This window comes from Novosphingobium taihuense, from assembly GCF_007830315.1.
GTDB lineage: Bacteria > Pseudomonadota > Alphaproteobacteria > Sphingomonadales > Sphingomonadaceae > Novosphingobium > Novosphingobium taihuense.
In genome coordinates this window covers 186971-213508 of the sequence record NZ_VLKJ01000005.1, presented here as the reverse complement: position 1 = coordinate 213508, position 26538 = coordinate 186971, and the positions used below count along the sequence as shown (strand labels likewise).

Sequence of the window (26538 nt, the reverse complement as noted above, 5' to 3'; positions counted from 1 at the left end):
TCTCAGGAACTCGGGAAAATGGCCCCGCCGAGCGCGGGCTCGATCCGGCGGGCAAGGGCAATCAGGCGCATTTCCGACCCGCGCGGGCCGACAAGCTGGACTGAAACCGGCAGTCCATCGGCGTCGCGGCCTGCCGGCACGGCCAGAGCAGGCAGGCCCGCAACGGAGGCGGGCGCGGTGAAATCGGCCTGTGACGCGGGTGGGCGCGTGCCGTGGAGAAAGGCCGCGTGTGGGGTCGTCGGCGTGAGCAGAACGGCGTCTTCACCCAGGGCGCGATGCAACATGGCCGCCATGCTCTGCAGCAGCTCCTGATCGGGCTGATGCTTTTCAACAGCGGTCATCACGCTGCGCAACTCTGCCGATGCAGCGTCCAGCGATTCCCGCATTGTCAGCCTGAGATATTCAACCGCAAGGGTCAGCGCGCTTACCCGCAACGCAGTCAGCGCACCGGGCAATTGCAGGCCTTGCAGGGGGAGGCCGATCGCAGCCCTGGCCCGATCATACCCCGCCAGCACGCCGGACTGGCACTGCACCCCGCAAAGGCCATCGAGCACCAGCAACCGCTCGAACGGCCGGGTATCGGTGGACGACCCCGGCGACATCACCCGCCAGACCCGCTCCAGCTTGCCAAGATCCATCGCCAGCGGGCCGATCACGTCCCATTCCGGGCGCAGGAACAGCAGGCCTTCGTCTGGCACCGCGCCATGTGTGGGCTTGAGGCCATAGGCCCCGCAATACGCCGCCGGGATGCGGATCGAGCCCAGCGTATCGGTGCCCAGCGCCACGTCGCACAGGCCCGCCGCCGCCGCAGCGCCACTGCCTCCGGACGAACCGCCGGGTGTGCAGCCATCGCGATGCGGGTTCAGGGTGCGACCATAGAAGGCATTGTCGGTCGTCGCCCCTAGCGCCGCCTCGTGCATGTTGAGCGTGCCCAGCACTGCCATGCCTGCGGCGCGCAGTGCCGCCACCACCGGGGCATCGGCACCGGCCCTCACCTCTCGCCGATGCCCCATGCCACCCGTCCACTTCAGCCCCCGGACGGCGACATTGGCCTTTACCCCCAGCGTCAGGTCATCAAGCGGCCCTTCGCCGTATCGCGCGCCCTCGTCGAACTCGACGAAAGCGTGAACCTTGGCGTTCACCGCTTCGAGGCGCGCCCGGTCGATCATTCAGGCGCGCTCGTCGATCAGGCGGATCGGCTTCTGCCGCGTGTCGACCTGCGTGGCCGCCGCCGTCCCGCCCGGCCCGCACAGTGCAACACCAACCTCCACGCCCAGCCCCCGCCGCAGCAGCCCGGCCAGCGCGCTCGCATCGGTCCCGCCCCGGCTTTCGAGCGTGACTTCCATCTCATCGCGCCCGGTCGCGTCGCGGCGCAGGCGGCAGATATATTCGCCGGTAAGGTCACCCCGCCCCTCGATCAGGCCGGCAATGGCATGTGGGAACAGGTTGATCCCGCGCAGCTTTACCATGTTGTCGCTGCGGCCCCGGAATCCCGCGATGCGCCTGAAGGCGATCTCGCCCTTGCCGCCGATTTCGTGCGTCACATCATGCGTGTTGAACCGGATGCAGGGCGCGATATCGTCCTTGAACAGGCAGGTGACGACCATGTCACCAGTGCCGCCCGCCTCAACCGTCGCCCCGCTGTCGATGTCGAGCAATTCGAGGAAGTGCGCATCCTCCCACACGTACATGCCATCGCGGTCCGGCCCTTCGGCGGCGATCGGCCCGGTGTCGCCCACGCCGTACCAGTCATAGGCCTTGGCCCCGCCCCATGCCGCCTCGATGGCACAGCGGTCCTCTGTGCCGAGATGGCCGATGATCAGCCGCGCCGGAATTCGTTCGAAAACGCCTTCGGACTTGGCCACCTCGGCCAGCTTGCGGATATAGTCGACGAAGCCGACGACCACGCTCGCGCCGAAATCGGCCATGAGGTGGACCTGCTGCACCGAACGCGTCTCGATCCCCGTCCCCGCCGAAAGGAACAGCGCGTTGGTAAAGTGGGTCACGGCCTCGCGGATGAAGTGGCCGCCGTTGATCATGCCGTGGCCGTAGACCGAATGGACCACGTCTTCCGAATGAATCCCGAGCCAGCGGTACAGCCGGCCAACCAGAAGGTTGATCACCTCGCGCCCCTTTGGCCCGAACATCAGCGGCTGCGGACGCCCGGTCGTGCCGCTGGTGGTGTGCAGGATCACCGGAGGCCGCCCCGCGCCACCCGCTCCGAACGTGTCCAGCCCGCCGAAATCGCCAAGCGGGGGATGCTCTGCGATCGAGGTCATCAGGTGCTGCTTGTCATAGACCGGCAGCTTGCCGATGTCCGCCAGGCCCCTGATGTCGCCCGGCTCGATCCCCTGCTCGCCCCACAGCCTTTGGTAGAACGGTATCTGCCAGCCCCGCGCCAGAACCTTGCGGAACTGCGCATCCTGCAGGCTGAACAGCTCGTCCCGGCTGATCGAGTGGAACTTGGTCAGAAAGGCATCGCCCACCGGGTGGTCGGCAAGGATCTGCTTGATGTCCAGCGTTTCGAAGTAGGTCGGAAAGGTCATGAAGGTTCCGTGATGTAGGCAAGCGGATCAGCGAACAGGCGCGGGTCTGGTTCGGAAACGGCAAGGCGGCGGCACAGGTCACGCTTGGCAAAGGCCTGTTCGGCCGAAAGCGGTGCATCCGGCGCGCCGAGCGTTGCAGGCACCGGGCATTCCACGTGCGGTCCATCGGCCAGCACCACGATCAACCGCTGCGGCGAAAGCGCGTTGGGATCGGCATTGCCGTCATCATGGTGCGAGAACTTCGCGGCCAGCGCGGTGATCGCTGGATCGGCAAATGTTTCGGCCGTGAACCGGCGCGGATCGATCTCGCCATCGCGCAGCATCAGCGCGGCAAGGAACGGCAGGCACAGCCGCGCATAGGCGGGCGTCATCGCCGGATCGTATGGCCGCCCGACAAGGTGCCGGATCAGCGGCGGCACGTGAGCCTCCACCCGCTCCACCGGCTGCCCGGCAAAGCCTTGGAGCGTGCCCAGCACGGCATGGCTGGCGCGGCCCGAGGGGAACGGCTTGGTGCTAACTTCCGAGATCAGCCAGCGCGAACCCAGCGTGCGGGTGTAGGTTTCGAGATTGCCCTTGTCGAACAACCGCAAGTGCCCGAACGGCCCTTCGATAACGTCATGCGCCGCCGTCAGGCCATGGCGCACAAGGTCCACCGCATGGATCGCTCCGCGGGCGGCATTTGCGAACTGCAGCGGCAGGGCGATGGAACCCTCGGTATGTGCCTGCATAGTGCCTGAGGCATGGGCATGGGCCATGCCCAGCACATCGGCGAAGGCGCTTTCCGACAAACCCTCTATCCGCGCCACGGCCAGCGCCGCGCCGAAGATGCCTGCGGTTGCCGGCCGGAAGAACGTCAGCGCCGTTTCCGCCGCGAGGCCCAGGCCAGCGGCCACATCGACGCCTATGGCAATTGCTGCCAGCACGTCTTCCGCATCAGCCCCGCCCTTGCGGTCCACAGCGGCCATGACAGCCGGGACGACAGCCGACATGGCATGAACCACCGCGCCTTCGTGCACCGCGTCCCATTCCAGTGCATGGATCGCAAAGCAGTTGGCATAGGCCGCGCCCATCGCGGGCAGGCGCTCGCCCCGCGCGATGAGCCGCGCTTCATTGCCTTGGCCCCACGATCGCGCAACGGCGAGAACGCCATCCATGCCCGGCGAAGTTGATCCCGCCGCACCCACCGCCAGCGTATCGGCAACCAGCCGTAGCGTATCGGTGCGCACGTCTGGCGGCAGCGCATGGGGCGCCGCTGCAAAGGCCAGCAGGTGTTCGGTCGGTGTCATGCAGCCCTTTGCGGCCCCCTTCGCGGCGCCAGTTTCCGATGGGCGATAATCGTCGCACGCCGCGCTTGGCTTTTCCCGTTGTCCGGACATAATGACCGGAGAATGGATAGTCGGTGCCGGAGAGTGATTTGACCGAGAGCGTTACGCTGGTGAAAGACCGCGAACCGCCGCGTTACATGCAGTTGGCGGGAGAGCTTCGCCGCAAGGTCCTGTCGGGCAATTTCGCCGCCGAATTCCCGACCGAGGCGGAGCTCTGCGCGCAGTACAACGTCAGCCGTTTTACCGTGCGCGAGGCGCTGCGCCGCCTGCAAGCCGAAGGGCTGATCGCCCGCCGCCGGGGTTCCGGCACCACGGTCCAGCCTGCAGCCGCGCGCGGCAATGCGCTGCACCAGCCGATCTCCAACGTGGGCGAACTGCTGCAATATGCGCTCGGATCGCGCATCGCCTACCAGTCGCTGGGCCGGGTGGACCTGCCGGGCCTTGCCGTGAGCCATCTTGGAGAGACCAAGGCGGCTGAACAATGGATCGGCTTTTCCGGGCTGCGCCGGGTAGATGGCGACCCGCGCCCGCTGGCGATGACAGAGGTGTTCTTCGCGCCACGCCTCGAAGCGGTGTGCGCCGCGCTCGATCTGTCGAGCGGCACGCTTTTCGCCCAGCTCGACGATCTGGCCGGCATCAATGTCGGCAAGGTCACGCAGGATATTCAGGCGATCCCAGCCAGCACCGAAGTGGCGCGGCTGCTTGGGCTGCGGCGCGGCAACCCGGTGCTGCGCGTCATCCGCTGCTACCACGATCTTGAAGGGCGGCTGTTCGAGATTTCCGTCAGCCACCATCCCGGTGACCGCTTCGTCTATTCGATGCACATCGACGTCGAGGACTAGGGCCGGGAGCCAAAGCGCCTACCGGCTCAGCTCGGGCACCTCGCCGGGTTGCCATGTTTCCCCGGGGAAACGGATCGGCGGCGCGATGTGATGCCGCCCGCCCGATTCCACCAGCAAGCCGCGATGCGCCACATGCGGTTGATCGAAGGCTTCACGGAAGTCGAGCACAGGGGCAAACGCCACATCGATCTCCTCCATCCAGTGCGCCCAATCGTCCCGCGTGCGGGTAAGGAAGGTTTCGCGCAGGAAGGCTATGGCAGCGTCCTGCGTCTCACCCGCCTCGGACATGGCCGAGGCCAGCAGGTCTTCGCGCCCCAACGCCGTCAGCAGGTTGCGCGCAAATTTCTCTTCGCGCCCACCCAGCACCACATGCTTGGCATCGGCCGTCTCGTAAACCTGATAGAACGCAGAGCCCCCGAGCGAACGCTGCGTGGCGGAACGCGGGGCCTCGCCCCCGGCAATCGCATCGCTGGCCATGTGCACGCACCAAGGGAGCATTGCATCGAACATCGCGATGTCGAGGTAATCGCCCTTGCCTGTCTTCTCCCGCCCGATCAGCGCCATCAGCACTGCGGAAAGCGCGGTAAGGCCCGCGCCCATGTCAGCCGCCGGGACGGCGGGGATCACAGGCTTCCCGTCTGGCCCATCGTTGACGGACAGGAACCCGGCCAGCGCCTCGACCGCCACATCATGCGCGGCGTGGCTTGCCAGCGGCCCGTCCTGCCCGAAGGCCGAGATCGAGCAATAGACGATGCGCGGGTTGACCGCCTTCACCGTGGCATAATCGAAGCCCAGCCGCGCCATCACGCCGGGGCGGAAGCTTTCGGCAAAGACATCGGCCTGCGCGATCAGGCCCCAGAGCCGCGCCTTGCCGTCATCGCTCTTGAGATCGAGCGCAACCGATTCCTTGCCCCGGTTGAGGTTGGCAAACCACACCGATTGCCCGTTCTCGAACGGGGCCATGCCGCGCACGGGATCGCCAGCTGGTGGCTCCACCTTGATCACCCGCGCGCCATGATCGGCCATCATTCCGGTCATCGCGGGACCGGGGAAGAACTGCGTCAGGTCAAGCACGGTGATGCCGGAAAGCTTGCCCATCAGATGATGCCCTTTGCCTTCAGCGCCTGTGCCTCGTCGGTGGAGAACCCAAGCTCGCCGAGGATTGCATCGCTGTCAGCCCCAAGCAGCGGTCCGGCGCGGTTGGGCAGGCGCTGGCCATCAAGCTTGATCGGGCTGGCCAGCACATGAAGTCCGGCGCGGTCCGGATGATCGACCGTATCGCGCAGACCGATCTCCTCCAGCCACGGATTATCCATCGCCTGATCGAGCCCATAGACCGGGGAGACCGGCAGATGCCCTTCGAGAAGCGCCAGCCAGTGCGCCACGGGCTGCGATCCGAATGCCGCGTCGAGCACTTGCGTCAATGCTTCCCTGTTCGCAAGACGATCAGGGTTGGTGCGGAAACGCGGGTCGTTCGCGATGTCCGTCCACCCGGTCCGCGCCATCAGCACGTCCCAGAACTTTGGCAGCTGGCACATCACGAATAGCCAGCCGTCTTGTGCCTTGACCATCTGGCTCGGCGTGGCCGTGGGGTGGGCAGAGCGCGGGGTCCTGCCGGTCACGTCGCCCTCGTTCATGTACCACAGCGCGGGGTAGCTGGTCTGGTGCACGGCGGCAGAGAGCAGGTCGGTATCGACATCGCGCCCAAGGCCTGAGCGCTGCGCATCGACCAGCGCGGCCAGAAGCCCCACCGCCATGATCGTCCCGGTCATGAAATCTACCATCGACAGGCCCATGCGTTGTGGCTCGCCATCGGGATCGCCGGTCAGCATGCAGTACCCGGCTTCAGCCTGCATCAGATAGTCATAGCCCGGCCACTTGGCCCGCGCATTGTCGCGCCCATAGGCCGAAAGGTGGGCGCAGACCACGGCAGGGTTGATCGCCTTCAGCGCGTCATAGGTGACGCCCATCTTGGCTGGCAGATCGCCGCGCATGTTGTTGGCAACGGCGTGCGCGGTCTTCACCAGACGGTGCAGCACCTCCTGCCCCTCGGGTGTGGCAAGGTCCAGAGTCAGCGAGCGCTTGTTGAGGTTGAAGGCCTGGAAATAGAGGCTTTCATCCTTGCGCAGAAAGTGCGGCCCCACCGCACGCGCGGTATCGCCTCCCCCCTTCCCGTCCTTCCGCGGCGGCTCGATCTTGATGACCTCTGCACCCAGTTGCGCAAGGTGCATCGTGCCATAGGGGCCTGCGCCGTACTGCTCGATCGAGACGATGCGGAAGCCCGCCAGGGGGAGTGATCTGGTCATGCCAGGTTCCGCTTTACCCACTGCTTTGAGATTATGATGCGCTGCATCTCGTTGGTGCCTTCGCCGATGCACATCAGCATGGCATCGCGATAGAAACGCTCGATCTCGTACTCCTTTGAATAGGAATAGCCGCCGAAGATACGCATCGCTTCCTGCGCGTTCTGGAAACCGGCCTCGCTGGCGAAGTACTTGGCCATGCCTGCTTCCATGTCGCACCGCTCGCCCCGGTCATAGGCGGCTGCGGCATCGAGCGTAAGCAGACGGGCGGCACGGGCACGCGTCACCATTTCGCCGATCTTCAACTGGATCGCCTGATGATCGGCAATCGGCTTGCCCATCGTCTGGCGCTCCTGCGCGTATTGGGTGGCGAGGCGCAGTGCGCCCTCGGCAATGCCGACGCCGCGTGCCGCCACATTGATGCGGCCCAGTTCAAGCCCGCCGGTTGCCTGGAAGAAGCCCTGCCCTTCCACGCCGCCGATCAGCTGGTCTGCGGGAACGCGATAGTCGTCGAACACCAGTTCGGCGCTGTCGATCGCCTTGTAGCCCAGCTTGTCGAACTTCTTGCCGATGGTGAAGCCCTCGCCGCCGTCCGGGCGCTTGTCGCACAGGAAGAAGCTCATGCCCTTGTAGCGCGGATTGGCTTCAGGATCGGTCTTGGCGATCACGGCATAGCACGATCCGTTGATCGAATTGGTGATCCAAGTCTTCGTGCCGTTGAGCACGTAGTGATCGCCATCGCGCCGCGCGGTGGTGCGGATCGCCTGCAGGTCGGTCCCGGCGTTGGGCTCGGTCAGGCCAAGCCCGCCGCGGATCTCGCCGGTGGCGAACTTCGGCAGCCATTTCTGCTTCTGCTCTTCTGTGCCGAAGCGTTCGACCGCCGCTGCCATGATCAGGTGCGAATTGAAGATGCCGGTCAGCGCCATCCAGTGCGAGGCAACCTTCATCACGATCTTGGCATAAGTCGACGAAGGCAGGCCGAGGCCGCCGTATTCGCTGCCGATGGTCGCGCCGAACAGGCCCATCTCGGCCATCTGGCTGACGAGCTTCTCGGGCCAGACGTCCTTGTGATCGTGCTCCATCACGACCTGTGGCGTCACTTCTCCTGCCACCCACTTGTCGATGGCATCGAGCAGCGCGGCTTCCTCATCGGGGTCCATCGGCGGGCGGGCGGTGCTGGGTCCGGTCATCGCGTGAACTCCTTATTCGTCCATCGGGCCGAAGCCGCGCTTCCAGATGAGCATGACGCGGACGAAATCGCACACCACGTCGCCGTGCTGGTTCTTGCCTACGGTCTTGATCGTGACGATCCCCTGCGTCGGGCGCTTTTCGGACTCGCGCTTTTCCAGCACTTCGGTTTCCGAATAGATCGTGTCGCCTGCGAACACCGGCTTGAGCAGGCGGATTTCCTTCCAGCCGAGGTTCGCCACGGCCTTCTGCGAAACGTCGGACACGCTCTGCCCGGTCATGATCGCAACCGTCAGCGGGCTGGCCACGAGCGGCTTGCCGAACTCGGTCTTGGCAGCAAAGGCGTGGTCGCAGTGCGAAGGGTGCTGGTTCATCGTCAGAAGCGAGAACCAGATGTTGTCGTTGTCGGTGATCGTACGGCCGGGACGATGCTCGTAGATGTCCCCGACGTTGAACTCCTCGAAATAGCGGCCATAGGTTTCCCGGTAACGGCCGGGGGCGACTTCGACGGCGCCTTCACGCATTGCTCTTGCTTCCTTTCCGCTCGAGAACGGCGCGGTACTTTCGGATTACCGGCGCTTCGAGCATTCTGCCCTTGAAACGGATTACCTTGCCGCCAGCGGCGTCATAGGCGGCGATGGCTTCCTCGGCCGCGGCCACGTCCCTGTCGGACGGTGCGAACGCCGCTTCGATGGCGGCGACCTGGCTGGGATGGATGGCGGCCTTGGCGGTAAAGCCCAGCGCCCTCGCCTTGGCGCATTCGGCCTGAAGGCCTTCTGCATCTTCAAGGCCGATGAACGGCACGTCGATGGTCGGAACCCTGGCTTCGGCACAGGCGATGATGAAGGCCCCGCGCGCGGCCAGAAGCGGCTCCCACGCCAGCGCAACGCCAAGCTCGCCCGAGAAATCACCGCCTCCGAACATCATCGCGGCAACGCCCGGTGCACTGGCGATCTGGTGGGCATGACGCAGGCCCCGCGGCGTTTCGACCAGCGGCACGAGGGCCGGGCAACGATCGCCCAGCACGCGCGCCACGATTTCCACCTCGACCGGGCTTTCCACCATCGGCACCAGCAGCGTGGCGGGCATGACCTCCACCGCAGCCAGCGCGTGGAGATCGGCGATCCCTGCAGCCGTGGTCACTGCATTGATGCGCACACCCCAGCCAGCCTCGCCAAGGGCGACCTGCGCCAGAGCCGCATCGCGCGCGGCCGCCTTGTCTGCCGCCGGCACCGCGTCTTCAAGGTCGATCACGGTCAGGCCCGCACCCGCCGCCTTCGCCTTGGCAAAGCGATCGGGACGCGATCCCGGCACGAAGATCAGGCTGTTTGCTGCGAACACTCTAAAACGCCCCGTCTGAAAACCTCGTCCGGTGATTTGTCCGGACAACTTGAAAGTCAATCGTGCGACTCCATTTGGCCTCAGCCCTATCCGACAGTCGGACAGAGCTGACCGGACCACGGTCACACTTCATAGGCGCTATCATCGGAAGCGATCTGGCGGCGCCAGCCCACAGGTTCATCCGGTGTGCGGATAGATTCGTGTGCGCAGCGGCCATCCGCCTGCCCGCCCGTAAACCTCATGTCCGGACAAACCGGAGACCCGTGCCGCATGGCCCAATCGCAGACCAAAGCCGAATTCCGCGCCGGGTGGAAAGTGCTCGTCGCAGGGCTTGTCGGCGTCGCCTGCGGTGCATCGCCGGTGCCATTCAACGTGATCGGCTTCACCATCGATCCGATACATCAGGAAACAGGCTGGACCACGGCCCAGATCAGCCTTGGCATCACCATCTTCGGTATCGTCGCCGCACTGATGGCCCCTGCCTTCGGGTGGATGGCAGACCGCTTCGGCGTGCGCCGCGTAGCCATCGGATCGACTGTGGCCTTTGCGGTGTCGCTTGCCATCCTTGGCGTGATCCCCAGCAGTTCCATCGGCTGGTACTTCGGCGCGTGGTTCCTGATCGGCCTCGTCGGCATTGGCTCGACGCCCGTGACCTGGAGCCGCGCCACCAACATGTGGTTCCACAAGTCCCGTGGCCTTGCGCTTGGGCTGCTGCTGATGGGCACCAGCATCTGCGCACTCACCGTGCCGCGCCTTGCCGTCTGGATGATCGGGCAATGGGGCTGGCGCGGCATGTACATCGGACTTTCGCTGCTGCCGCTGCTGATCGCCGCACCGCTGGCCTTCGCATGGTTCCGCGAACCGAGGCCGGAGGAACTGCCCGCGCGCGATGGCGAAGCCGCGATCCTCACCGGCGTCACCGTCGGAGGGGCCCTGCGCGACCGGCGCTTCTGGACGCTGTGGATCTCCATCGCGCTGGTCGCCGTGGCCTATGGCGGGGCGCACGTGCACATGCCCAGAATCATCGGCCAGCATGGCCTTCCGCCTGAAACGGCGGCAGGAGTGATGGGCATGATCGGCGTTGCGGTCATGGCCGGACGCATCATCACCGGAATGTTGTTCGATCGGTTCTGGGCGCCGCTGGTGTGCCTGCCGATTCTGCTGATCCCGGCGCTCGCCTGCTGGCTGCTGACCGGCACGGCCACCAGCGAGCCGACCATCCTTGCCGCCGCCTTCATGCTCGGCTTTGCAGCCGGGGCCGAGGCAGACGTGATCGCCTTCCTTGCCAGCCGCTATTTCGGAATGGCGCATTACGGCAAGATCTACGGGTTGCTCTACATGCCCTTCGCCATGCTCTCGGGCCTTTCGCCTGCAATCTACGGCGCAATGCGCGATGCTTCGGGCAGCTATGACAGCGTGCTGCAGCTCGCCGCGGCGCTCTTTGCCACCGGCTCTGTCCTGCTGCTCACGCTTGGCCGCTACCCCACCTTCAGATCTTCAGAGACCACCGCATGACCACTGCCCTCCTTTCCGCAATTCCCGCAGCCGAACTGCTGACGGATGCGGCGCAGACCGACCTTTTCCGCCACGATGTCTATGCCACAGGCCCCGCACCCGTGGGCGTGTTCCGGCCGGCCACGGTGGAGAGCCTCGCCGCTGGAATCGGCGCCGCCACCCGCGAAGGCGTGGCAATCGTCCCGCGCGGCGGCGGCATGAGCTATACCGGGGGCTACCTCGGCCCTGATCGGCCGTTCCTGCTGGTCGACACTTCGGCGCTGACGCAGATCGTCGAGATCAACGAGACCGACATGACCGTGACGGTCGAATGCGGGATCACTTGGAAGGACCTTGCCGCCGTGCTGCGGCCAAAGGGCTTGCGTGTGAAATCGTGGGGCACGCTTTCGGGCATAAGCGCCACTGTCGGCGGGGGGATGAGCCAGAACGGGGTGTTCTGGGGCGCTTCGGGTGGCAGCCTTGTCGATGCGGCGCTCTCTTTCGACGTGGTGCTGGCCGATGGCACTCTGCTGACGACCGGAAGCCCGTTCTTCCGCCCCTATGGTCCTGATCTTACCGGCCTGTTCACTGCCGATTGCGGCGCGTTCGGCGTGAAAGCGCGGGCGACCTTGCGCCTCGTGCGCGAAGGGGCCGCCTTTGCCTATGGCAGCTTTGCCTTCGAAACGCCTGAGGCCGTATTCGGCGCGATGGCGGCGGTGGGCCGCGAGGGGCTTGCGGCGGAGTGCTTCGGCTTCGATCCGTTCCTGCAATCGCAGCGCATGAAGCGCGACAGCCTGGCGTCTGACGTCAAGAGCCTTGCCAACATGATGAAGGCGCAAGGTTCGGTGTTCAAGGCGCTGAAAGAAGGCGCGAAAGTTGCTCTTGCAGGCCGCTCGTTCCTTGATGACGTGCCCTTCTCGCTCCACATCATCGCCGAACGCCGCCGCCAGAACGAGGCCGATGCCGACATGGCCGAGATCGTGCGCATTGTCGAAGGCCTTGGCGGAAAGGCGATCGAGAACACCATTCCCAAGATCCTGCGCGCCAATTCCTTTCCACCGGTCAACTCCATGGTCGGCCCGGCGGGCGAACGCTGGGTGCCGGTTCATGGCTTTCTGCCCAACAGCAAGCTGGTGGAAGGCTGGCACGCGATCCAGCAACTGTTCGCCGACAATGGCGCGGAAATGGCAGAGCATGGCGTGCAGACCGGGGCGCTGCTCGCTGTCGTCAGCCCACAGGCATCGCTGATCGAGCCGGTGTTCTTCTGGCCAGAGGAACTCAATCCCCTGCATCGCCACGCGGTGGAGCCGGGGCATCTCTCGAAGCTCAAGGGTTTTCCCGCGAACCCTGCCAGCACGGCCCTTGTCGCCCGCTTGCGCAAGGACCTGATTGCCCTGTTCCAGCGCCTCGGCGCTATCCACGTGCAGGTTGCGCGGACCTATCCGCTGAAGGCCGCGCATCATCCGGAGGGCTGGACCGCATTGGAGGCGCTGAAGGCACAGCTAGACCCGAAAGGCCTGATGAACCCCGGCGTTCTCGGCCTCTGACCAATCCAAGGACCCCAGATGAAACACCGCAGCGTCACCGGCAAGATCGTCTACACTTCGGCCAAGCCCGGCATGGAAGGCAAGGAGCGGGGGCGTGAATGGTTCGCCTTCACGCACCACGGTGACGGGAGCTCCATCGTTCGCGCCCGTTGCGAGATCGAGGAGCCCGATCCCACGGTCCTGCGCGACGTGACCTATCACCTCGGGCCCGACATGGTGCCGCTGAACCTCCACGTTCACCTGACCATCGGGGACGCGTTCATGGGATCGGGCTGGCTTCGCCACGATCCGGCAAGCGCGGCCATCGAATGCGAGAGCTTCGGCCCGTCCATCGGGCGCCTCTCGCAGACCATGCCTGCCAACGGCGCTTTCGATGGCTTCGGGACCCACCCGATCGTCGGCGACGGTTATCTGACAAAAGTGCTCGACGTCACCAAAGGCCCGCACCGCCGCCTGCTCCGCGTGTTCATGCCAAGCCCCGACCACCGCGGTGCCACCCCGCCGATGATCAGCGAATTCTCGATCTTCTGCGATTACGTGGGTGATGAGGAAAAGACCGTTGCCGCTGGCACATTTGCCTGCCGCCACTTCCGCTTCGTCGACGAAAGCAGTGCGGGCATGGGCGGCAAGACCCACCCTGCCTACGACATGTGGGTCACAGCCGACGAAGACTCAATCCTCGTCTATGGTTCCATCGACGGATACATGATGAACAGGTACGAGCTGGTCGAACTCGACCGTTGACGCATGACCGCCGCCTGCACGGGGGTGCAGACGGCGGTCAGCATTGGGTCAAGAAGCGCCGGGGGTCGGTGCGTTCCGCCCACTTGCTCCCTCAGAACGCGCGGCGAACAGAGACCGACCAAGTGCGCGGACGGCCAGGAGCACCCGATGCGGTGCCAGCGCCGAACGCTTCCTGCAGCAGCGTGGTGAAGTAGTACTTGTTGGTCAGGTTCTGGACCTCGAGCGTGACGCCCCAATCCTTGTCATCCGATTGCCAGCCAACCCGCGCATTGGCGAGGAAGTAGGCGTCGATGCGGTTCGACAGGCGCAGCGTCGTGATCGGACCGCCGCCACCGGCATTGCTGAACGGCGAAGGCGTTACCGGGCTGTTCGCCGCCACAGTGCTGCTGACTGCAAGGCTGTCGAGATTGGCGGCCTCGGTATAGATCTTCGACTGATAGGCTCCGTCAACGCGCAAGGTGAGCATACCCTTGAGCACATCGGGAATGTCGTACTGGATGCCGAATGCCGCCTTCCACTTCGGCGTATAGGGCGTCACGTCCTTCTTGGTCACGCCGGTCGAGAGCGTATCGACGTTCTGGTACTGGAAATCGAGATAGCTGACCGAACCGTCGATGGTGAAGTTGTCGATCGGGCGGATCAGGGTTTCGACTTCGAAGCCCTTCACATGCGCCGAACCGACGTTCGACGGGCGAAGGCACGGCGTCGCCTGTGAGGAGCCGCCCGGGCCTGCGGTAGCAAGATCGAGGCAGTTCACGCTCGACAGGATGATGTTCTTGTAGTCGTTGAAGAACGCAGAGACGTTGAGGCGCAGCTTGCGGTCGAACAGGTCAGACTTGAAGCCCGCTTCGTAGGCGGTGATCGTCTCGGGCTTGAAGGCGGTTGCCTGGCTCGGGAAGAACGGACGCGGGTTGACGCCGCCTGCGCGATACCCGGTCGAGACCTGCGCATAGAACAGGAATTCGGGGCTGAAGCGGTAGTCCGCTGCAACGCGCCAGTCGACGCGGTTGTCACGGAACTTCGCGGTCAGCCCGTCAAGCCCGAAGAGCAGGCAGTTGGGCTGGTTGCCGATGCCCGTAGGACCTGCGGTCGGTGCGCCGAGGAAGAAGTTGCACGGCCCCTGGATGTTGGTGCCGTCCGGATTCTTGCGAACGTAACCGTAATCCTTCTCGTCCCACGACTGGCGGATGCCGCCGGTCAGGTTGGCCGCATCGGTCAGGGCATAGGTGAAGTTGGCGAAGATCGCCTTGTTCTTGGCAGGCGTCGGATCAGGCCCGTGGCGGAAGTCGATACCGGCATAGTTCAGGTTGATGCGCCCGGTGAAGGTACCGCGCGTATCGAAGTAGAAGCCGCCGACCGTGAAATCGAGCTTGTCGTCCAGCACCTTGCCCGACAGGCGCAGTTCCTGGCTCCACTGGCGGTTCTTCTGGGTCTGGTTGAGGTTGTTGTTGGCAATCGGCGAACCATCGGAGTCATAGGACCAGTCGGCGGTGTATTTGCGCCATGACGTGATAGACTTGAGCTTGAGCTGGTCCGAAACGTCGACGTCGATGGTCAACGCCGCGCCGTAGTTGTCCAGGTCCGAGTGCGGATCGGTGAACGTCGGCTTGTAGGGCATCTGGCTGTCGGGCCGCGCCGGGTCCGCATAGGTCGCATAGGAGATGAAGCGGCGGTCATAGCCCGTGATCGTGTCGCAGCTGTTCACACCGTTGGGCACGAACGCGCAGTTGAGCGGGATGCCCGCACCGTTGGTACCCTGCAGGAAGGGCCGACCGCCGGTGAAGGTGGCGTTGGGTCCGTCGAACACTGCCGAAGTATTGGCATAGAGCAGGACGTTGGCGCCCGGCTCGTTGCGTTCGCGGGTGTAGTCGCCCGACAGGTTGATATCCACCGTCTCGGTCGGCTGCCAGCGCAGCGAAACCTTGCCGGCTGCATAGGACTGGCCGCCAAGCTTGCCGAGTACGGGGTCGGCACCCTTGGCAAAGGTCGGCACGTTGGTGCCGGGGTGCGTCAGGTTGTAGTCCAGCCGCTTCACGTAGCCGTCGCTGTTCTTGGTGACGCCTGCGACGCGCATGAACAGGTTGTCCGAAAGCTTCAGATCGAACAGGCCGCGCACGTCGAGCCGGTTGAACCGACCGTAGGTCGCTTCGATCGAGCCGGTGTTCGACCCGGTCGGCTTCTTCGAATAGAGCTTGATCGAGCCACCCAGCGAGTTGCGCCCGGCCAGCGTGCCCTGCGGACCGCGCAGCACTTCGACGCGATCGAGGTCGGTCAGGTCGAGCAGCGAGCCGGTCAGCGTCGGCAGGTACACATCATCGATGTACATGCCCACGCCGGGCTCCAGCGCGAAGTTCGGGTCCGTCTGGCCGACGCCGCGGATGAACGCGATGATGCCGGGGCCCAATTCCTGGCCCTGCGGTTTGAGCGTGACGTTAGGCGCCTGTGCGGCGATTTCCGAAACGTTGGTCTGGCCGCGGGAGGCAAGCAATTCACCACTTACAGCGGTGATGGCGAGCGGCGTATCCTGAAGGTTCTGAGCGCGGAACTGCGCGGTAACGACGATTTCGTCGATGCTCGGGGTTTTCTCTTCGGCGGCATCTTGCGCAAACGCCGTACCGGAAATCGTGAGGGCAAGCAGGCTCGCGCCCGCAGTAAGCAGTTTCATCATCCTGTCCTCCCAACGCCAGGGCCCGGTTCTGCTGAACCTGTTTCACCTGACGGCACGCTCCGCTTTTCGGAGAGCGGCCATCTTCTGCGGCCCTTGCAATTACGAGTGTATGCATGACACTGTGTTATGGTCAATAGCATAATTTGTTAGAATATGATCAGCCCCGCAGTGATGCATGTTTGCAACGCTGCTGTTAGAGGAGCGTGATGCGAAACCCCCTTGAAGACCTTGTCGGCTTCCATCTCGTGCGCACCGCCAGCTTCGGCTTGCGTGTGGTGAACGAGGCTTACGGCGATCTCGGCGTTCGCCATCCTGACGCCGCCGTGATGATGGTGATCGAAGCCAATCCGGGCATTACCCAAAGCTCGATCGGTCGCATGCTCAAGATCCAGCGATCGAACATGGTACCGATCATCGGTCGCCTGGCCGAACGGGGCTGGATCGAACGAGAGCAGGGCAAGGGGAAAAGAATCGGCATTTCCCTCTCTCCTGAAGGTGTTCAGATCATGGGAACCTTGCGCGCAGCATCGCAAGCAGGTGAAGATGCCATCGCTTCCCGCCTGGGAACCGAAGGTTACTCGACGCTTCACGATCTACTGCGGCAGATCAGCTGACCTGTTGCGATCACGCAACCCGTTGCAAGTACGTATGCTTGCGAATCTGGCCATGGTCGAAGACTGCAACCGCAGCCGCCAGTCGCGACGAAGTGCCGGCCATGCTGCGCGTTGCAGCCGCGCTCTGCTCGACCATTGCGGCATTCTGCTGGGTGGCGAGGTCGATCTCGGCAATTGAACTGTTTACGAGCGCGGCATTCTTCGCCTGATCTTCGGTCAGATGGGCGGCGGCGCCAACGCCCCTGCTGATCTCGGTCACTTTACCGATGATCGCATGCAGCATCCCGCCAGCGCCTTTCACCAGACCCGCCCCACGATCGACCTGCGCTCGGCTTTCCGACAGCAACTTCTTGATATCGTCGGCTGCATCAGACGAGCGTTGCGCCAAGGCACGGACCTCATTGGCCACAACGGCGAAGCCTCGCCCCATTTCCCCCACGCGGGCAGCTTCCACCCCGGCGTTCAAGGCGAGCAGATTCGTCTGGAATGCGATTCCGTCGATGATTTCGGCAATCTGCACGACCTCCTGCGCGCTCTGTTGTGCATCATCCATGGCATTAATTGCCTGTGCGACCGCCTCTCGCCCTTGGATCGCCTCGTTTTCAGTCTCCTGCGCAGATACTCGAAGCTCGGCCATCGATCTGGAGGTCTTGTCCAGCCCAACGGTCAACTCATTCATCGCATGCGCGCATTCCTGCACGTTGTTGGCCTGCCGCTCTGTCCGCGATGCGAGATTTTCGGTGGCGGCGCGGATCTCTTCAGTCGAGGTGCTGATCTGCGAGCTGCTTTCCGCCACCAGCCCGACCGTGCCTGACAACTTGTCGATCGCGCGATTGAAATCGTCTTCCACCTGCCCGAAGCTCGCCGGAAGGTCGCTCATTCGTGCGGTCAGGTCGCCTTCGGCCAAGGCACTGAGTGCAGTTCCCATTTTGCCCAGAACGATGTCTCGCGTGTTCTTCTCTGCCATCTCGAAATAGGTCGATAGCGCCATGTCCATGTCGATCATGGCGACCTTGACCAGCGCGGCAATATCCCGCGCCATCCTGCGGCGGCCGGGCATGAAGCGCCCCGCACCCTGCATCATCATGGATTCGATAAGATGCTCGGCAATCAGTGCATACCCACCGATATACCATTTGGGTTCCAGACCGATGCGGGCATGGGTGTTACCGATCTTGAGTGCACGCTCGTAATACGATTGATCCAGGCCCTTCTCGAACAACTGGACCCAATGGTCTCGTTGCGCAGTGCGGGCATGGCGAACGCGGTCGTCGGACGAGAAGAACCCGCCAAGCGCAGGGGTCGCTGACAGCTTGGCATAGAATTTTGCTAGCCCGGCATCGACCGAGCGCCCGATCAATCGGGAGAGCCTGCCGAAACTCTCACGATTTCGTCCAAGCTCGTAAAAGCTTATGCGCTCTTCAAGCTTCCCATGATCTGCCATTGCAATATCTCCGCCCGATTGTCGGACGGCGTGGTAGGTTATTCAGACTGAAACAGTCTTAAATGCCGAATTACGGCAATCGCCTTATACCCAAAAGGGCAGGATATCTTTAGTTTTCAAACACAAAGTGGACATCGTTCAGCAATGTTGCGCCGAGCAGAAGCTAAGTGTCACACGCTCTGGCTCTTCGCTGTCGCTGCCGCACGGAAGACTTCGTGGTCGAAGTAGAACGGCTTGATCTCGCAGCACTTTCCATCACGGAAGCGGAACAGTTCGCACAGTTCGGCAGGCGGCAGCGAAGGATCGGCGAACTGGAACGACAGGATCGTGACAGCATGATCCTTGCCAGCGGTGGTCTCGACCCGGTTCAGGCCGACCACATCGACCAGACCCATGACCTTGACATAGAGGTCCTGCAGCGCGTTCCTGCCGCGATAGATACCCTCCATCGGCAGGCCTGGCGCTTCACTCACGATAAAATCGTCGGTCAGCATCGAGGCGGCCTTTTCCCAGTTGCCCGTGCCGGTTGCCTCGTAGAGGTCATCGACGAACTGGATCATCTCTTGTGCAGTCATGGTCATTGGAATTGTCCTCTCACATTTGCCCAAGGATCGTTCATACCGGGACGGGCCGAAACCTAGCGATATGGCTAGCGATGCCTCGCCGCTGCCCGCGCTAAGGATGGCATATGGAGAGAGATAACCAGATCACGCGCCAGATCACACTGGCCCGCCGCCCCGTCGGCATCCCCGTCCCCGACGATTTCGCCCTGACCGAGGCACCGCGCCCCGTGCCCGGCCCCGGCGAGATCCTCGTGAAGATGCGGGTCTGCTCCTGCGATCCGGCAATCCGGGGCTTCCTTGATGACCGGCCGAGCTACCTTCCGCCCGTGGCCCTTGGCGCTCCGATCAACGGCATGTCTTTGGGCGAGGTAGTCGAATCGAACGATCCCGCCTTCCCCATCGGCACGCTGCTGCGCACCTTTGCGGTTTGGTCGGAGTATTACGTGGTCAAGGGCGATGCGCTGGGCATCGAGAAGGTCGAAGCCGCAGCAGACGTGCCGTTACAGCACTACATGGGCGCTCTTGGGCCCGTCGGCCTGACCGCATGGGTCGGCCTGTTCGAGATCGGCAAGGCCAAGGCAGGCGAGACGGTCCTCGTCAGCGCCGCCGCGGGCGCCACCGGCAGCACCGTTGTTCAACTCGCCAAAGCCGCCGGATGCCGGGTCATCGGTCTTGCCGGCGGTCCAGCGAAGGCGCAGATCGTCCGCGATCTCGGGGCTGACGTCGCCATCGATTATCGCGCCGCGCCCGATCTTGCCGCTGCTATCAGTCAGGCCGCTCCCGATGGCATCGATGTCTATTTCGACAATGTGGGTGGCGAGACGCTCGACGCGGTATTGCCGCTGATGCGCCTGCATGGGCGGGTCGCGGTCTGCGGGATGATCGCGCAGTACAACGATGCCGACAATCCCCACGGCAACCGCAACCTGTGGCAACTGGTCGTCAACCGCCTGACCATGCGCGGTTTCATCACCTACGATCACCCTGAAGTCTTGGGCGAGGCACAGGCCATGCTCGACCGCCTCTTTGCCGAGGGCAGTCTGAAGCCGCTTGAGAATGTACGTGAGGGACTCGAAAAACTGCCCGGGGCGTTCATCGAGCTGATGAGCGGGCGCACCACCGGCAAGACGCTGGTGCTGATCTGATGGGCGCGCTTGCTGGCAGGGTCGCCTTTGTCACCGGCGGCGCATCGGGTCTGGGTGAAGCGATTGCCCGCGCCTATGTGGCGGAGGGCGCTTCGGTCATCATCGCCGACATCGACGCGACGGCTGGTGAAGCGTTGGCGCAGGAAATCGGAGCACGGTTCGTGGCTCTGGACGTCACGCAGGAAGCATCGTGGGCGCAGGCCGTCGCGCCGTTTGAGCGGATCGACGTGCTGGTCAACAATGCCGGCATCACAACGCTCGGCTCGATCGAGGAGATCACTCTCGACCAGTTCCGCCACGAGCTCAACATCGACGTGCTCGGTGTGTTCATGGGCACGCAGGCGGTGCTGCCGAAGATGAAGGCCAACGGCGGATCGATCATCAACATGTCCTCGCTCTCGGGCGTGAAGGCCTCGTCCAACCTCGTCGCCTACAATGCGGCCAAGGCGGCGGTGACACTGATGACCAAGTCCTGCGCGCTGCACTTTGCCGAAAAAGGTTACGGCATCCGCTGCAACTCGATCCACCCCGGCGCGATCCACACCCCGATCATCGACAAGGTGCTGGCGCAGTCGGACAACCCGGAAGCGCTGTACCAGAGCTTCGTCGACGTCCATCCGGTGAAGCGCCTGGGCAAGCCGGAAGAAATCGCGGCCATGGCCGTGTTCCTTGCCAGCGATGCCAGTGCCTTTGCCACAGGTGCCGAGTTCCGCGTCGACGGCGGTGCCTCGATTTGACCGGTGGGCTTCCGATCCGTCAGGTCGCCTTCTTCGTCGAGGATGTGCGCGCCGCCGCGCGCGCTCATCACGAAGCGTTCGGATCAGGGCCGTTCTTCGTTGCCGACAATATCCCGCTCGCCCGCGCCGTTCATCGCGGGGTCGAGCGCGAGCTGGATCATACTTCCGCCTACGGCCAATGGGGCGAGGTAATGGTGGAGTTCGTCGCGCAGAACAATCCCGGCCCCTCGCCATTCCGCGATCTTTACCCTGAAGGCTCCGGTCGCTGGGGCATGCACCACCTCGCAGTGTTCGTGGACGACGTTGATGCCGAAATCGCGAAGTTTGCCGCACGCAGTGCGCCATGTGCCTTGCGTGCCGAGATGAACGACGGGTTCGTCTTCGCTTTTGCCGATACCACAGCCACGCTGGGCCTGTTCACCGAACTCTACGCCCCCACCAAAACGCTGGTTGATTTCTACGCGATGGTCGCGCAGGCGGCGCAGGATTATCGCGGATCGGACCCAATCCACACCATCCGCATGACTTGAGGACCCGACGTTGACCGACTCCTGGCATACCCTGATCTCCGAGAGCGAGTTCCCCGCAGAAGGCAAGATCGCCACGAAGATCGGCGGCTGGCACGTGCTGGTGGCCAAGACCGACGAAGGCCTGTTCGCCGTCAACGACCGTTGCACTCATCAGGCCGCGCTGATTTCTACCGGCCGCATCCGGCGCGGCGCGGTGATGTGCCCGCTTCATGGCGCCCGGTTTGAAATGAACTCGGGCCGCTGCATCGGCGGGGCCTACAAGGACTTGCGCACTTTCCCGGTGCGGGTCGAAGGCGGCCAGATCGAAGTCTGCGTTCCCGATGCCGCCCCCGGCATGGACGAGCTGCCCATCGTTCTTTGAACTCACTCAAAGCGCAGGTTCACTGAATGCCGTACAAGGTTAGGTTCTCTCCAGTTACGAACAATCGGGAGAGATAAGACAATGCCCTTCACCGGCCCCGCCGAAGACCGCCTCGCCATCCGCGAACTGCTCGAGACCTATGCCGACGCCGTCACTCGCGTCGATGCCGACGATTGGGCCGCGACATGGGCCGAGGACGCCGAATGGTCGCTGCCCGACTATCCCGAACTTGGCACCACGCGGGGCCGCGCCGCGATCAAGGCGATGTGGATCGAGGCAATGAAGAACTATCCCGGCATCATGTTCGAAGCCTGGCCCGGCTCGATCGAGGTGACCGGCGATACCGCCGCGATGCGCAGCTACACCAGTGAGGTCTATGACCAGAACGGCACAACGATGCGCGATCGCGGCGTCTATGAGGACACCTGCGTCAAGATCGATGGACGGTGGCTGTTCAAGACCCGCTCCTTCCGCAACATCCACCGACAGCACGCCCCCAAAGGCTGCTGACACCCAGTTCAAAAAGACAACGAAAAAGGGTGCGGGGAGCTTTGCTCTCTGCGCCTTTGCTTTGCCCAAGGAAAAGGGCCCCGTCCGCATCCGGACGAGGCCCCTTCCATTTCGATCGGACGATCAGAAGCGCTTGGTCACCGTGACCTGCACCGTGCGCGGCAGGTTGCCGAAGCCGAGCTGGTCGGCGTGGACGCCTGCGGCCGTTCCGGTGCCTCCGCCGGTCGAAGGACCATCGACAACGCCGCTCACGTAGAACGTGTTGGTCAGGTTCTTGCCGATAAGCGAGATCTGCCAGTTGTCATCTTCGGCACCGAAGCGGATTCCAGCGTCGAGCGTGGCATATTTGCCCTGGCGCGATTGCTCCGCACCAAAGCCCGAAGCGAGGTAGCTCGACGAGAAGCGCGCATCGAAATTGATGCCGAACTTGTAGCCATCGCCCGCCGCAGCATCGTAACCCACGCCGAAAGCGCCGGTCCATTCAGGCGCCACCGAAAGCGGACGGCCCGATAGGTTCTGACGCACGCCCGTGCCACCTGCGCCGATCACCGCACCGGCAGCCGTCAGATTGCAGCCCTGCGCCGGGGTCTGGCCGGCGTAGCATGGACCGAGCGGGAAGCTGGTGTAGCGGGCACGGGTGTAGTTGATCGAACCGTGGACGTTGAGGCCGTCAAGCGAGCGCGGCGCAAACTCGAACTCGGCTTCCACGCCCTTGGTGCGGGCGTCTGCCGTCAGCGTCTGGAAGGCGAAGATCGGCGAGTTGAAGAAGTCGACCTGCAGGTCGGCGTACTTGTATGTGAACGCGGTCAGATTCAGGCGCAGCTGGTTGTCGGCCAGCGTCGTCTTGATGCCGGCTTCGAAACCACGTGCCTTTTCCGGGTTGAAGGTCAGGTCGCCGAGAGGATCGTTCGACAGAAGCGAGTTGATGCCGCCGTTCGAGAACCCGCCCGACTTGTAGGCGGTCTTGTAGGCACCATAGACGAGGATGCCCTGCTGCGGCTTCCACGTCAGCGTCACTTCCGGCGACCAGTCGTCGAAGACCTGACGCGCGTTGATCACGCCAAGACCATCTGGCGAATCTGCGCCGCGGAAGATCGGCAACCCGCCGCCCGTGGTCAGGAACGGGTTGTTATAGGGCTGAACGAAAAAGCTCTTCTTCGTTTCGTGCGTATAGCGCACACCACCCGCCAGCTCGACCGTCGGCACAACCTTCCACGTGACCTGGCCGAACAGCGCGCTGGTCTCGCCATCGGTGAAGCTCGACTTGCTGCCGGCAAGATAACGGTTCGACGCCGAGGCAGCACTGTTTTCCAGTCCCGCGAACATGACGAACTGGTCGAACAGGCGCTTGGTCTTCTGGTACAGGCCGCCGACCATCAGGTTCACCGGACCGTCGAACGCGGTCTGCGCACGCAGTTCCTGGCTGAACGCGCGCCAGGTCGAGTTCTCGGTCGCCCAAGTGCCGCTGTTGCTCGACTGGAAGTCGCAGGCGCAGGCCCAGCGGTTATTGTTGGTGTTGTAGTTGGTGACCGAGCTGATCGTCACGTCGCCCACGTTATAGACGACGTTGCCGTTGATCGCCCACGAACGATAGCGGTTGTAGAGCGCGCCATCCTCCTGCGAGAACGGGAAGGTCTTGGCGATGTCGGTCGGGATGTTGTTCTGGTGCGTGACGAAGTCCGTGCCGCACTTATAGCCCGAAAGCTGGCTTACGCCTGAGGCAAGGCCGCAATTGTAGGCGACATAGTTCCACGAGCTGTTCTTCGTCTTGTTGTAATCAAAGTTGCCCTTGAGCGTGACGGTCAGATCGTCGGTCGGCGTGTACTTGAGCGTCAGGCGACCAAGGAACTCTCGCTCACCGGGGCCATCAGACGCGACCGTGGCGGTGTGCGGGGTCGCGGCAAAGCCGTTGGCAACGTCAGCCGTGGTGTAGGTGCGCGGAACCGAAATGTTGTCGTAATAGGCGCCATCCATCAGCGAGCCGCGCAGAGCGAGGCGCACGCCGAAAGTGTCGGAAAGCGGCACCGAAGCGATGAATTCGCCGAGGTACTGCTTGGCCTTGAACTCGTACCCGGCGCGGGCGATGAACTCGCGTTCGTTGCCAGGATCGTTGGTGGTCAGGCTGATCACGCCGGCAGTGGCGTTCTTGCCGAAGAACAGTGCCTGCGGACCTTTCAGCACTTCAACCCGCTTGAGGTCGAAGAAACCTTCCTGAATGACGCGGCCCTGCCCGTAATAGGCTCCGTCGACGACCACGGCGACCGACTGCTCGATGCCGATAGATGTCGATGACGAGCCGATGCCGCGCATGGTCAACTGCGCGCCCGAGCCGTTCGAAGCACGGCCGACGCTGAGGTTGGGCGTGGCGGCAGCAATCTTCTCGATCGAGGTGATGTCGCGCTGCTGGATGGTCTTTTCCGAAATCGCGGTCACGGCAACAGGAACCGTCTGAACCGACTCTTCGCGCTTGCGAGCGGTGACGATGATTTCCTCGAGGCCACCAGCGCTGGCGGCCTCCTGAGCGCCTGCCTGCGGCGCGTCCTGAGCGTATGCCGGAACGGCCGCGCCGAATGCGCAGGTCGCCAGAAGAAGTCCCTTAAAGGTGTGCATGCCGCATCCTCCCAATTTTGTTTATGCCTGTCGCGCGTCTAATCCCGTGAAGCGGTCTTCACCGCCTCGCCAATACGTTAGCCTCATCCTTTGGCTAGGTGCCGCGATGCCGTAGCGTCGGCACCTCAGTCGCCTGAGAGGAAACGCCGTGACTGAAACCCGCTTCTGGCGACTGGACCGCCACCCCGAAGGCTCCGATTTCGATAGCGCGCTGAGCCTGCAAACCGACACACTCGGGGACCTTGGTGAGGGCGAGGTGCGCATAAAGGTGGGCTGGCTGTCGATGGACGCAGGCACGCGCATGTGGATGAGCCCGCGCACCGATGGCTATCAGCCCCCGCTGCCGCTGGGCTCCAAAATGGCAGGCCTGGTGCTGGGCCATGTCAGCGAAAGCCGCGATGCGGCATTCCCGGTCGGCACGCTGGTGCGCGGCTTCGGCCAGTGGGCCGAATATGCGACTGTCGTTCCGGCACTATCCGGTCTCGAGATTGTCGACGAAACCCTCGGCGATATCCGCCACCATTTTGGCGCGCTCGGCATGAATGCCTGGACGGCCTATGTTGGCGTGAAGGAAGTGGCGGCGATCAAGTCGGGCGAATGGCTGGTCGTTTCCGCTGCTGCCGGTGCCACCGGTTCGATGGCCTGCCAGGTCGGCCGCAATCTTGGCGCGAATGTCATCGGCATAGCCGGTGGGCCGGAGAAATGCCGCTACCTCACCGAACAGCTCGGCGTCGATATCGCCATCGACTACAAGAACGAGAACGTCGAAGCCCGCCTTGCCGCCATCGAAGGTGGCGTCCATGCCTATTTCGACAATGTGGGCGGGCCGTTGCTCGATGCGGTTCTGCCCAACATGGCGCACTATGGCCGCGTCGCGGTCTGCGGCATGGTTGCGGCTTACGACAACGACGCGCCCCTGCCCGGCCCCGCGCGGTTCGATCAGGTGCTGATGCGGCGGTTGCGGATCGAAGGCTTCTTCATCCCTGATTTCCTCCATCGCGGCGCAGAGTTTCTGCCGACCTTACGCGAATGGGTCGATGCCGGAACGCTGACGGTGAACCTCGACGAGACGCGAGGGCTGGAGAACACGCTCGTCGCCTATGACCGGATGCTTTCGGGCAAGGCCATCGGCAAAGTCATCGTGAAGGTTGCCTGATGCCGATCATCAAACACCGCGCCCCGCTGCAATGCCTCGTCGCCGTGCGCGGGCACCCGTTCGATCGCACTGCCTTCGATGCGATGTTTCAGGCCATGGACGGCATTTCGGCCACGATGGTCGATCAGCCCGCCGCCGCCCTGCTGATGAACCCAGAAGCGATGCGCGGTTTCGACGCGCTGGTGCTCTACGACATGCCCGGGCTCGATTTTGAAGCGCCCGAGAACGCCCCGCTGTATCGTGACCCGTCCGCCGAATTGAAGGCGGGTTTTCGCGCCCTGCTCGAACAGGGCAAGGGCGTGGTCGCGCTCCATCATGCGCTGGCGGGCTGGCCGACCTGGGTTGACTATCACGAATGGGTCGGCGGTCAGTTCTTCTACCATCCCGGCGCATGGCGGGAGCAAGCGGTGCCCGACAGCGGCTATTGCCACGATGTGACACACGAGATCGCCGTAGTCGCCGACCATCCTGTAACGGCAGGGCTGCCCGCAAGCTTCACACTGACCGACGAACTATACCTGAGCCAGATCAACGAAAGCGACGTGACCCCGCTCCTGCGCTCCAACGCCGCCTTCGACCGCGATCACTTCTGGTCAGCCGATCTTGCCGTGAAGGGCGAGATGTTCAGCCGCGAAGGCTGGGATCATCCTTCCGGCTCGAACCTCGTGGGATGGACGAAACAGGCCCTGAACAGCCGCCTCGTCTATCTGCAACCCGGTGATGGCCCTTCGGCCTACGACAATCCGCATTACCGGCGTCTGGTGGAGAACGCGATCCGCTGGGTGGCCGCTTGATAACGAAGCGTCCCCGCGCAGGCGGGGAGCTCGATGTTCTTACGGAGCCTTTCAGTAAACCGCACGAGGCCCCCGC

Annotated in this window: 24 protein-coding genes; 12 read left to right on the top strand and 12 right to left on the bottom strand. The window is 63.6% G+C overall.

Going from position 1 to position 26538, the window contains the following annotated elements; genetic code table 11:
• Nucleotides 1–2 precede the first annotated feature (2 nt).
• The 3 genes from IQ25_RS12230 to IQ25_RS12220 are packed head-to-tail and all read right to left on the bottom strand — an operon-like array spanning nt 3 to nt 3832.
• Nucleotides 3–1169, bottom strand: a complete 1167-nt coding sequence (locus tag IQ25_RS12230) for an amidase (RefSeq protein ID WP_144906181.1) — start codon at nt 1167–1169, stop codon at nt 3–5.
• Nucleotides 1170–2546, bottom strand: coding sequence for a phenylacetate--CoA ligase family protein (locus IQ25_RS12225; RefSeq protein WP_144906179.1), 1377 nt, complete (start codon nt 2544–2546; stop codon nt 1170–1172).
• Nucleotides 2543–3832: an MmgE/PrpD family protein gene (locus IQ25_RS12220; RefSeq protein WP_144906177.1), complete on the bottom strand. Its 1290-nt coding sequence runs from the start codon at nt 3830–3832 to the stop codon at nt 2543–2545. Before IQ25_RS12220 ends, IQ25_RS12225 begins: the two co-directional genes overlap by 4 nt.
• Nucleotides 3833–3960: 128 nt before the next feature.
• Between IQ25_RS12220 and IQ25_RS12215 the strand changes: the two genes are divergently transcribed.
• Nucleotides 3961–4713, top strand: a complete 753-nt coding sequence (locus IQ25_RS12215) for a GntR family transcriptional regulator (RefSeq protein WP_246415740.1) — start codon at nt 3961–3963, stop codon at nt 4711–4713.
• An 18-nt stretch (nt 4714–4731) separates the two neighbouring features.
• Here IQ25_RS12215 and IQ25_RS12210 read toward each other — a convergent pair whose 3' ends face one another.
• The 5 genes from IQ25_RS12210 to IQ25_RS12190 are packed head-to-tail and all read right to left on the bottom strand — an operon-like array spanning nt 4732 to nt 9545.
• A complete protein-coding gene (locus tag IQ25_RS12210) occupies nt 4732–5811 on the bottom strand; it encodes a CaiB/BaiF CoA transferase family protein (protein WP_144906175.1) in 1080 nt (359 codons plus the stop codon).
• Entirely contained in the window at nt 5811–7019 is a 1209-nt protein-coding gene (locus tag IQ25_RS12205) for a CaiB/BaiF CoA transferase family protein (protein WP_144906173.1), read from the bottom strand. The genes IQ25_RS12210 and IQ25_RS12205 overlap by 1 nt, the downstream gene beginning before the upstream one ends.
• On the bottom strand, nt 7016–8206 hold the full coding sequence (locus IQ25_RS12200; RefSeq protein ID WP_144906171.1) for an acyl-CoA dehydrogenase family protein: 1191 nt from the start codon (nt 8204–8206) through the stop codon (nt 7016–7018). Before IQ25_RS12200 ends, IQ25_RS12205 begins: the two co-directional genes overlap by 4 nt.
• Before the next feature lie 12 nt (nt 8207–8218).
• On the bottom strand, nt 8219–8728 hold the full coding sequence (locus IQ25_RS12195) for a MaoC family dehydratase (protein ID WP_144906169.1): 510 nt from the start codon (nt 8726–8728) through the stop codon (nt 8219–8221).
• Nucleotides 8721–9545: an HpcH/HpaI aldolase/citrate lyase family protein gene (locus IQ25_RS12190; protein ID WP_144906167.1), complete on the bottom strand. Its 825-nt coding sequence runs from the start codon at nt 9543–9545 to the stop codon at nt 8721–8723. Before IQ25_RS12190 ends, IQ25_RS12195 begins: the two co-directional genes overlap by 8 nt.
• Nucleotides 9546–9815: 270 nt before the next feature.
• Between IQ25_RS12190 and IQ25_RS12185 the strand changes: the two genes are divergently transcribed.
• The 3 genes from IQ25_RS12185 to IQ25_RS12175 are packed head-to-tail and all read left to right on the top strand — an operon-like array spanning nt 9816 to nt 13330.
• Nucleotides 9816–11060 carry an MFS transporter gene (locus IQ25_RS12185; protein WP_144906165.1) on the top strand — a complete coding sequence of 415 codons (1245 nt, stop codon included), beginning with the start codon at nt 9816–9818 and terminating at the stop codon, nt 11058–11060.
• Complete coding sequence (locus IQ25_RS12180) at nt 11057–12586, top strand: FAD-binding oxidoreductase (RefSeq protein ID WP_144906163.1); 1530 nt, start codon at nt 11057–11059, stop codon at nt 12584–12586. Before IQ25_RS12185 ends, IQ25_RS12180 begins: the two co-directional genes overlap by 4 nt.
• A gap of 18 nt (nt 12587–12604) precedes the next feature.
• A complete protein-coding gene (locus IQ25_RS12175) occupies nt 12605–13330 on the top strand; it encodes a hypothetical protein (protein WP_144906161.1) in 726 nt (241 codons plus the stop codon).
• A 91-nt stretch (nt 13331–13421) separates the two neighbouring features.
• Here the strand turns inward: IQ25_RS12175 and IQ25_RS12170 are convergent, their stop codons facing one another.
• Entirely contained in the window at nt 13422–15995 is a 2574-nt protein-coding gene (locus IQ25_RS12170) for a TonB-dependent receptor (RefSeq protein ID WP_246415741.1), read from the bottom strand.
• Nucleotides 15996–16204: 209 nt separating this feature from the next.
• Here IQ25_RS12170 and IQ25_RS12165 point away from each other — a divergent pair, with 209 nt between their 5' ends.
• A complete protein-coding gene (locus IQ25_RS12165) occupies nt 16205–16612 on the top strand; it encodes a MarR family winged helix-turn-helix transcriptional regulator (protein ID WP_144906157.1) in 408 nt (135 codons plus the stop codon).
• 10 nt (nt 16613–16622) lie between these two features.
• Here IQ25_RS12165 and IQ25_RS12160 read toward each other — a convergent pair whose 3' ends face one another.
• Complete coding sequence (locus IQ25_RS12160) at nt 16623–18056, bottom strand: methyl-accepting chemotaxis protein (protein WP_144906155.1); 1434 nt, start codon at nt 18054–18056, stop codon at nt 16623–16625.
• A gap of 170 nt (nt 18057–18226) precedes the next feature.
• On the bottom strand, nt 18227–18637 hold the full coding sequence (locus tag IQ25_RS12155) for a nuclear transport factor 2 family protein (protein ID WP_144906153.1): 411 nt from the start codon (nt 18635–18637) through the stop codon (nt 18227–18229).
• Nucleotides 18638–18744: 107 nt separating this feature from the next.
• Between IQ25_RS12155 and IQ25_RS12150 the strand changes: the two genes are divergently transcribed.
• From IQ25_RS12150 to IQ25_RS12130, 5 genes are all read left to right on the top strand, one after another.
• On the top strand, nt 18745–19764 hold the full coding sequence (locus IQ25_RS12150; RefSeq protein WP_144906151.1) for an NADP-dependent oxidoreductase: 1020 nt from the start codon (nt 18745–18747) through the stop codon (nt 19762–19764).
• On the top strand, nt 19764–20501 hold the full coding sequence (locus IQ25_RS12145) for an SDR family NAD(P)-dependent oxidoreductase (RefSeq protein WP_144906150.1): 738 nt from the start codon (nt 19764–19766) through the stop codon (nt 20499–20501). The genes IQ25_RS12150 and IQ25_RS12145 overlap by 1 nt, the downstream gene beginning before the upstream one ends.
• On the top strand, nt 20498–21031 hold the full coding sequence (locus tag IQ25_RS12140) for a VOC family protein (RefSeq protein ID WP_144906148.1): 534 nt from the start codon (nt 20498–20500) through the stop codon (nt 21029–21031). The genes IQ25_RS12145 and IQ25_RS12140 overlap by 4 nt, the downstream gene beginning before the upstream one ends.
• Nucleotides 21032–21041: 10 nt before the next feature.
• Nucleotides 21042–21392, top strand: a complete 351-nt coding sequence (locus IQ25_RS12135) for a Rieske (2Fe-2S) protein (RefSeq protein WP_144906145.1) — start codon at nt 21042–21044, stop codon at nt 21390–21392.
• A gap of 81 nt (nt 21393–21473) precedes the next feature.
• Nucleotides 21474–21902 carry a nuclear transport factor 2 family protein gene (locus tag IQ25_RS12130; RefSeq protein WP_144906143.1) on the top strand — a complete coding sequence of 143 codons (429 nt, stop codon included), beginning with the start codon at nt 21474–21476 and terminating at the stop codon, nt 21900–21902.
• A gap of 123 nt (nt 21903–22025) precedes the next feature.
• Here IQ25_RS12130 and IQ25_RS12125 read toward each other — a convergent pair whose 3' ends face one another.
• Nucleotides 22026–24512 carry a TonB-dependent receptor gene (locus IQ25_RS12125; protein WP_144906141.1) on the bottom strand — a complete coding sequence of 829 codons (2487 nt, stop codon included), beginning with the start codon at nt 24510–24512 and terminating at the stop codon, nt 22026–22028.
• Between the two features lie 148 nt (nt 24513–24660).
• Between IQ25_RS12125 and IQ25_RS12120 the strand changes: the two genes are divergently transcribed.
• Together IQ25_RS12120 and IQ25_RS12115 are read left to right on the top strand one after the other, a co-directional pair.
• Entirely contained in the window at nt 24661–25668 is a 1008-nt protein-coding gene (locus IQ25_RS12120; protein ID WP_144906139.1) for an NADP-dependent oxidoreductase, read from the top strand.
• Complete coding sequence (locus tag IQ25_RS12115) at nt 25668–26462, top strand: ThuA domain-containing protein (RefSeq protein ID WP_144906138.1); 795 nt, start codon at nt 25668–25670, stop codon at nt 26460–26462. The genes IQ25_RS12120 and IQ25_RS12115 overlap by 1 nt, the downstream gene beginning before the upstream one ends.
• Nucleotides 26463–26538 lie beyond the last annotated feature (76 nt).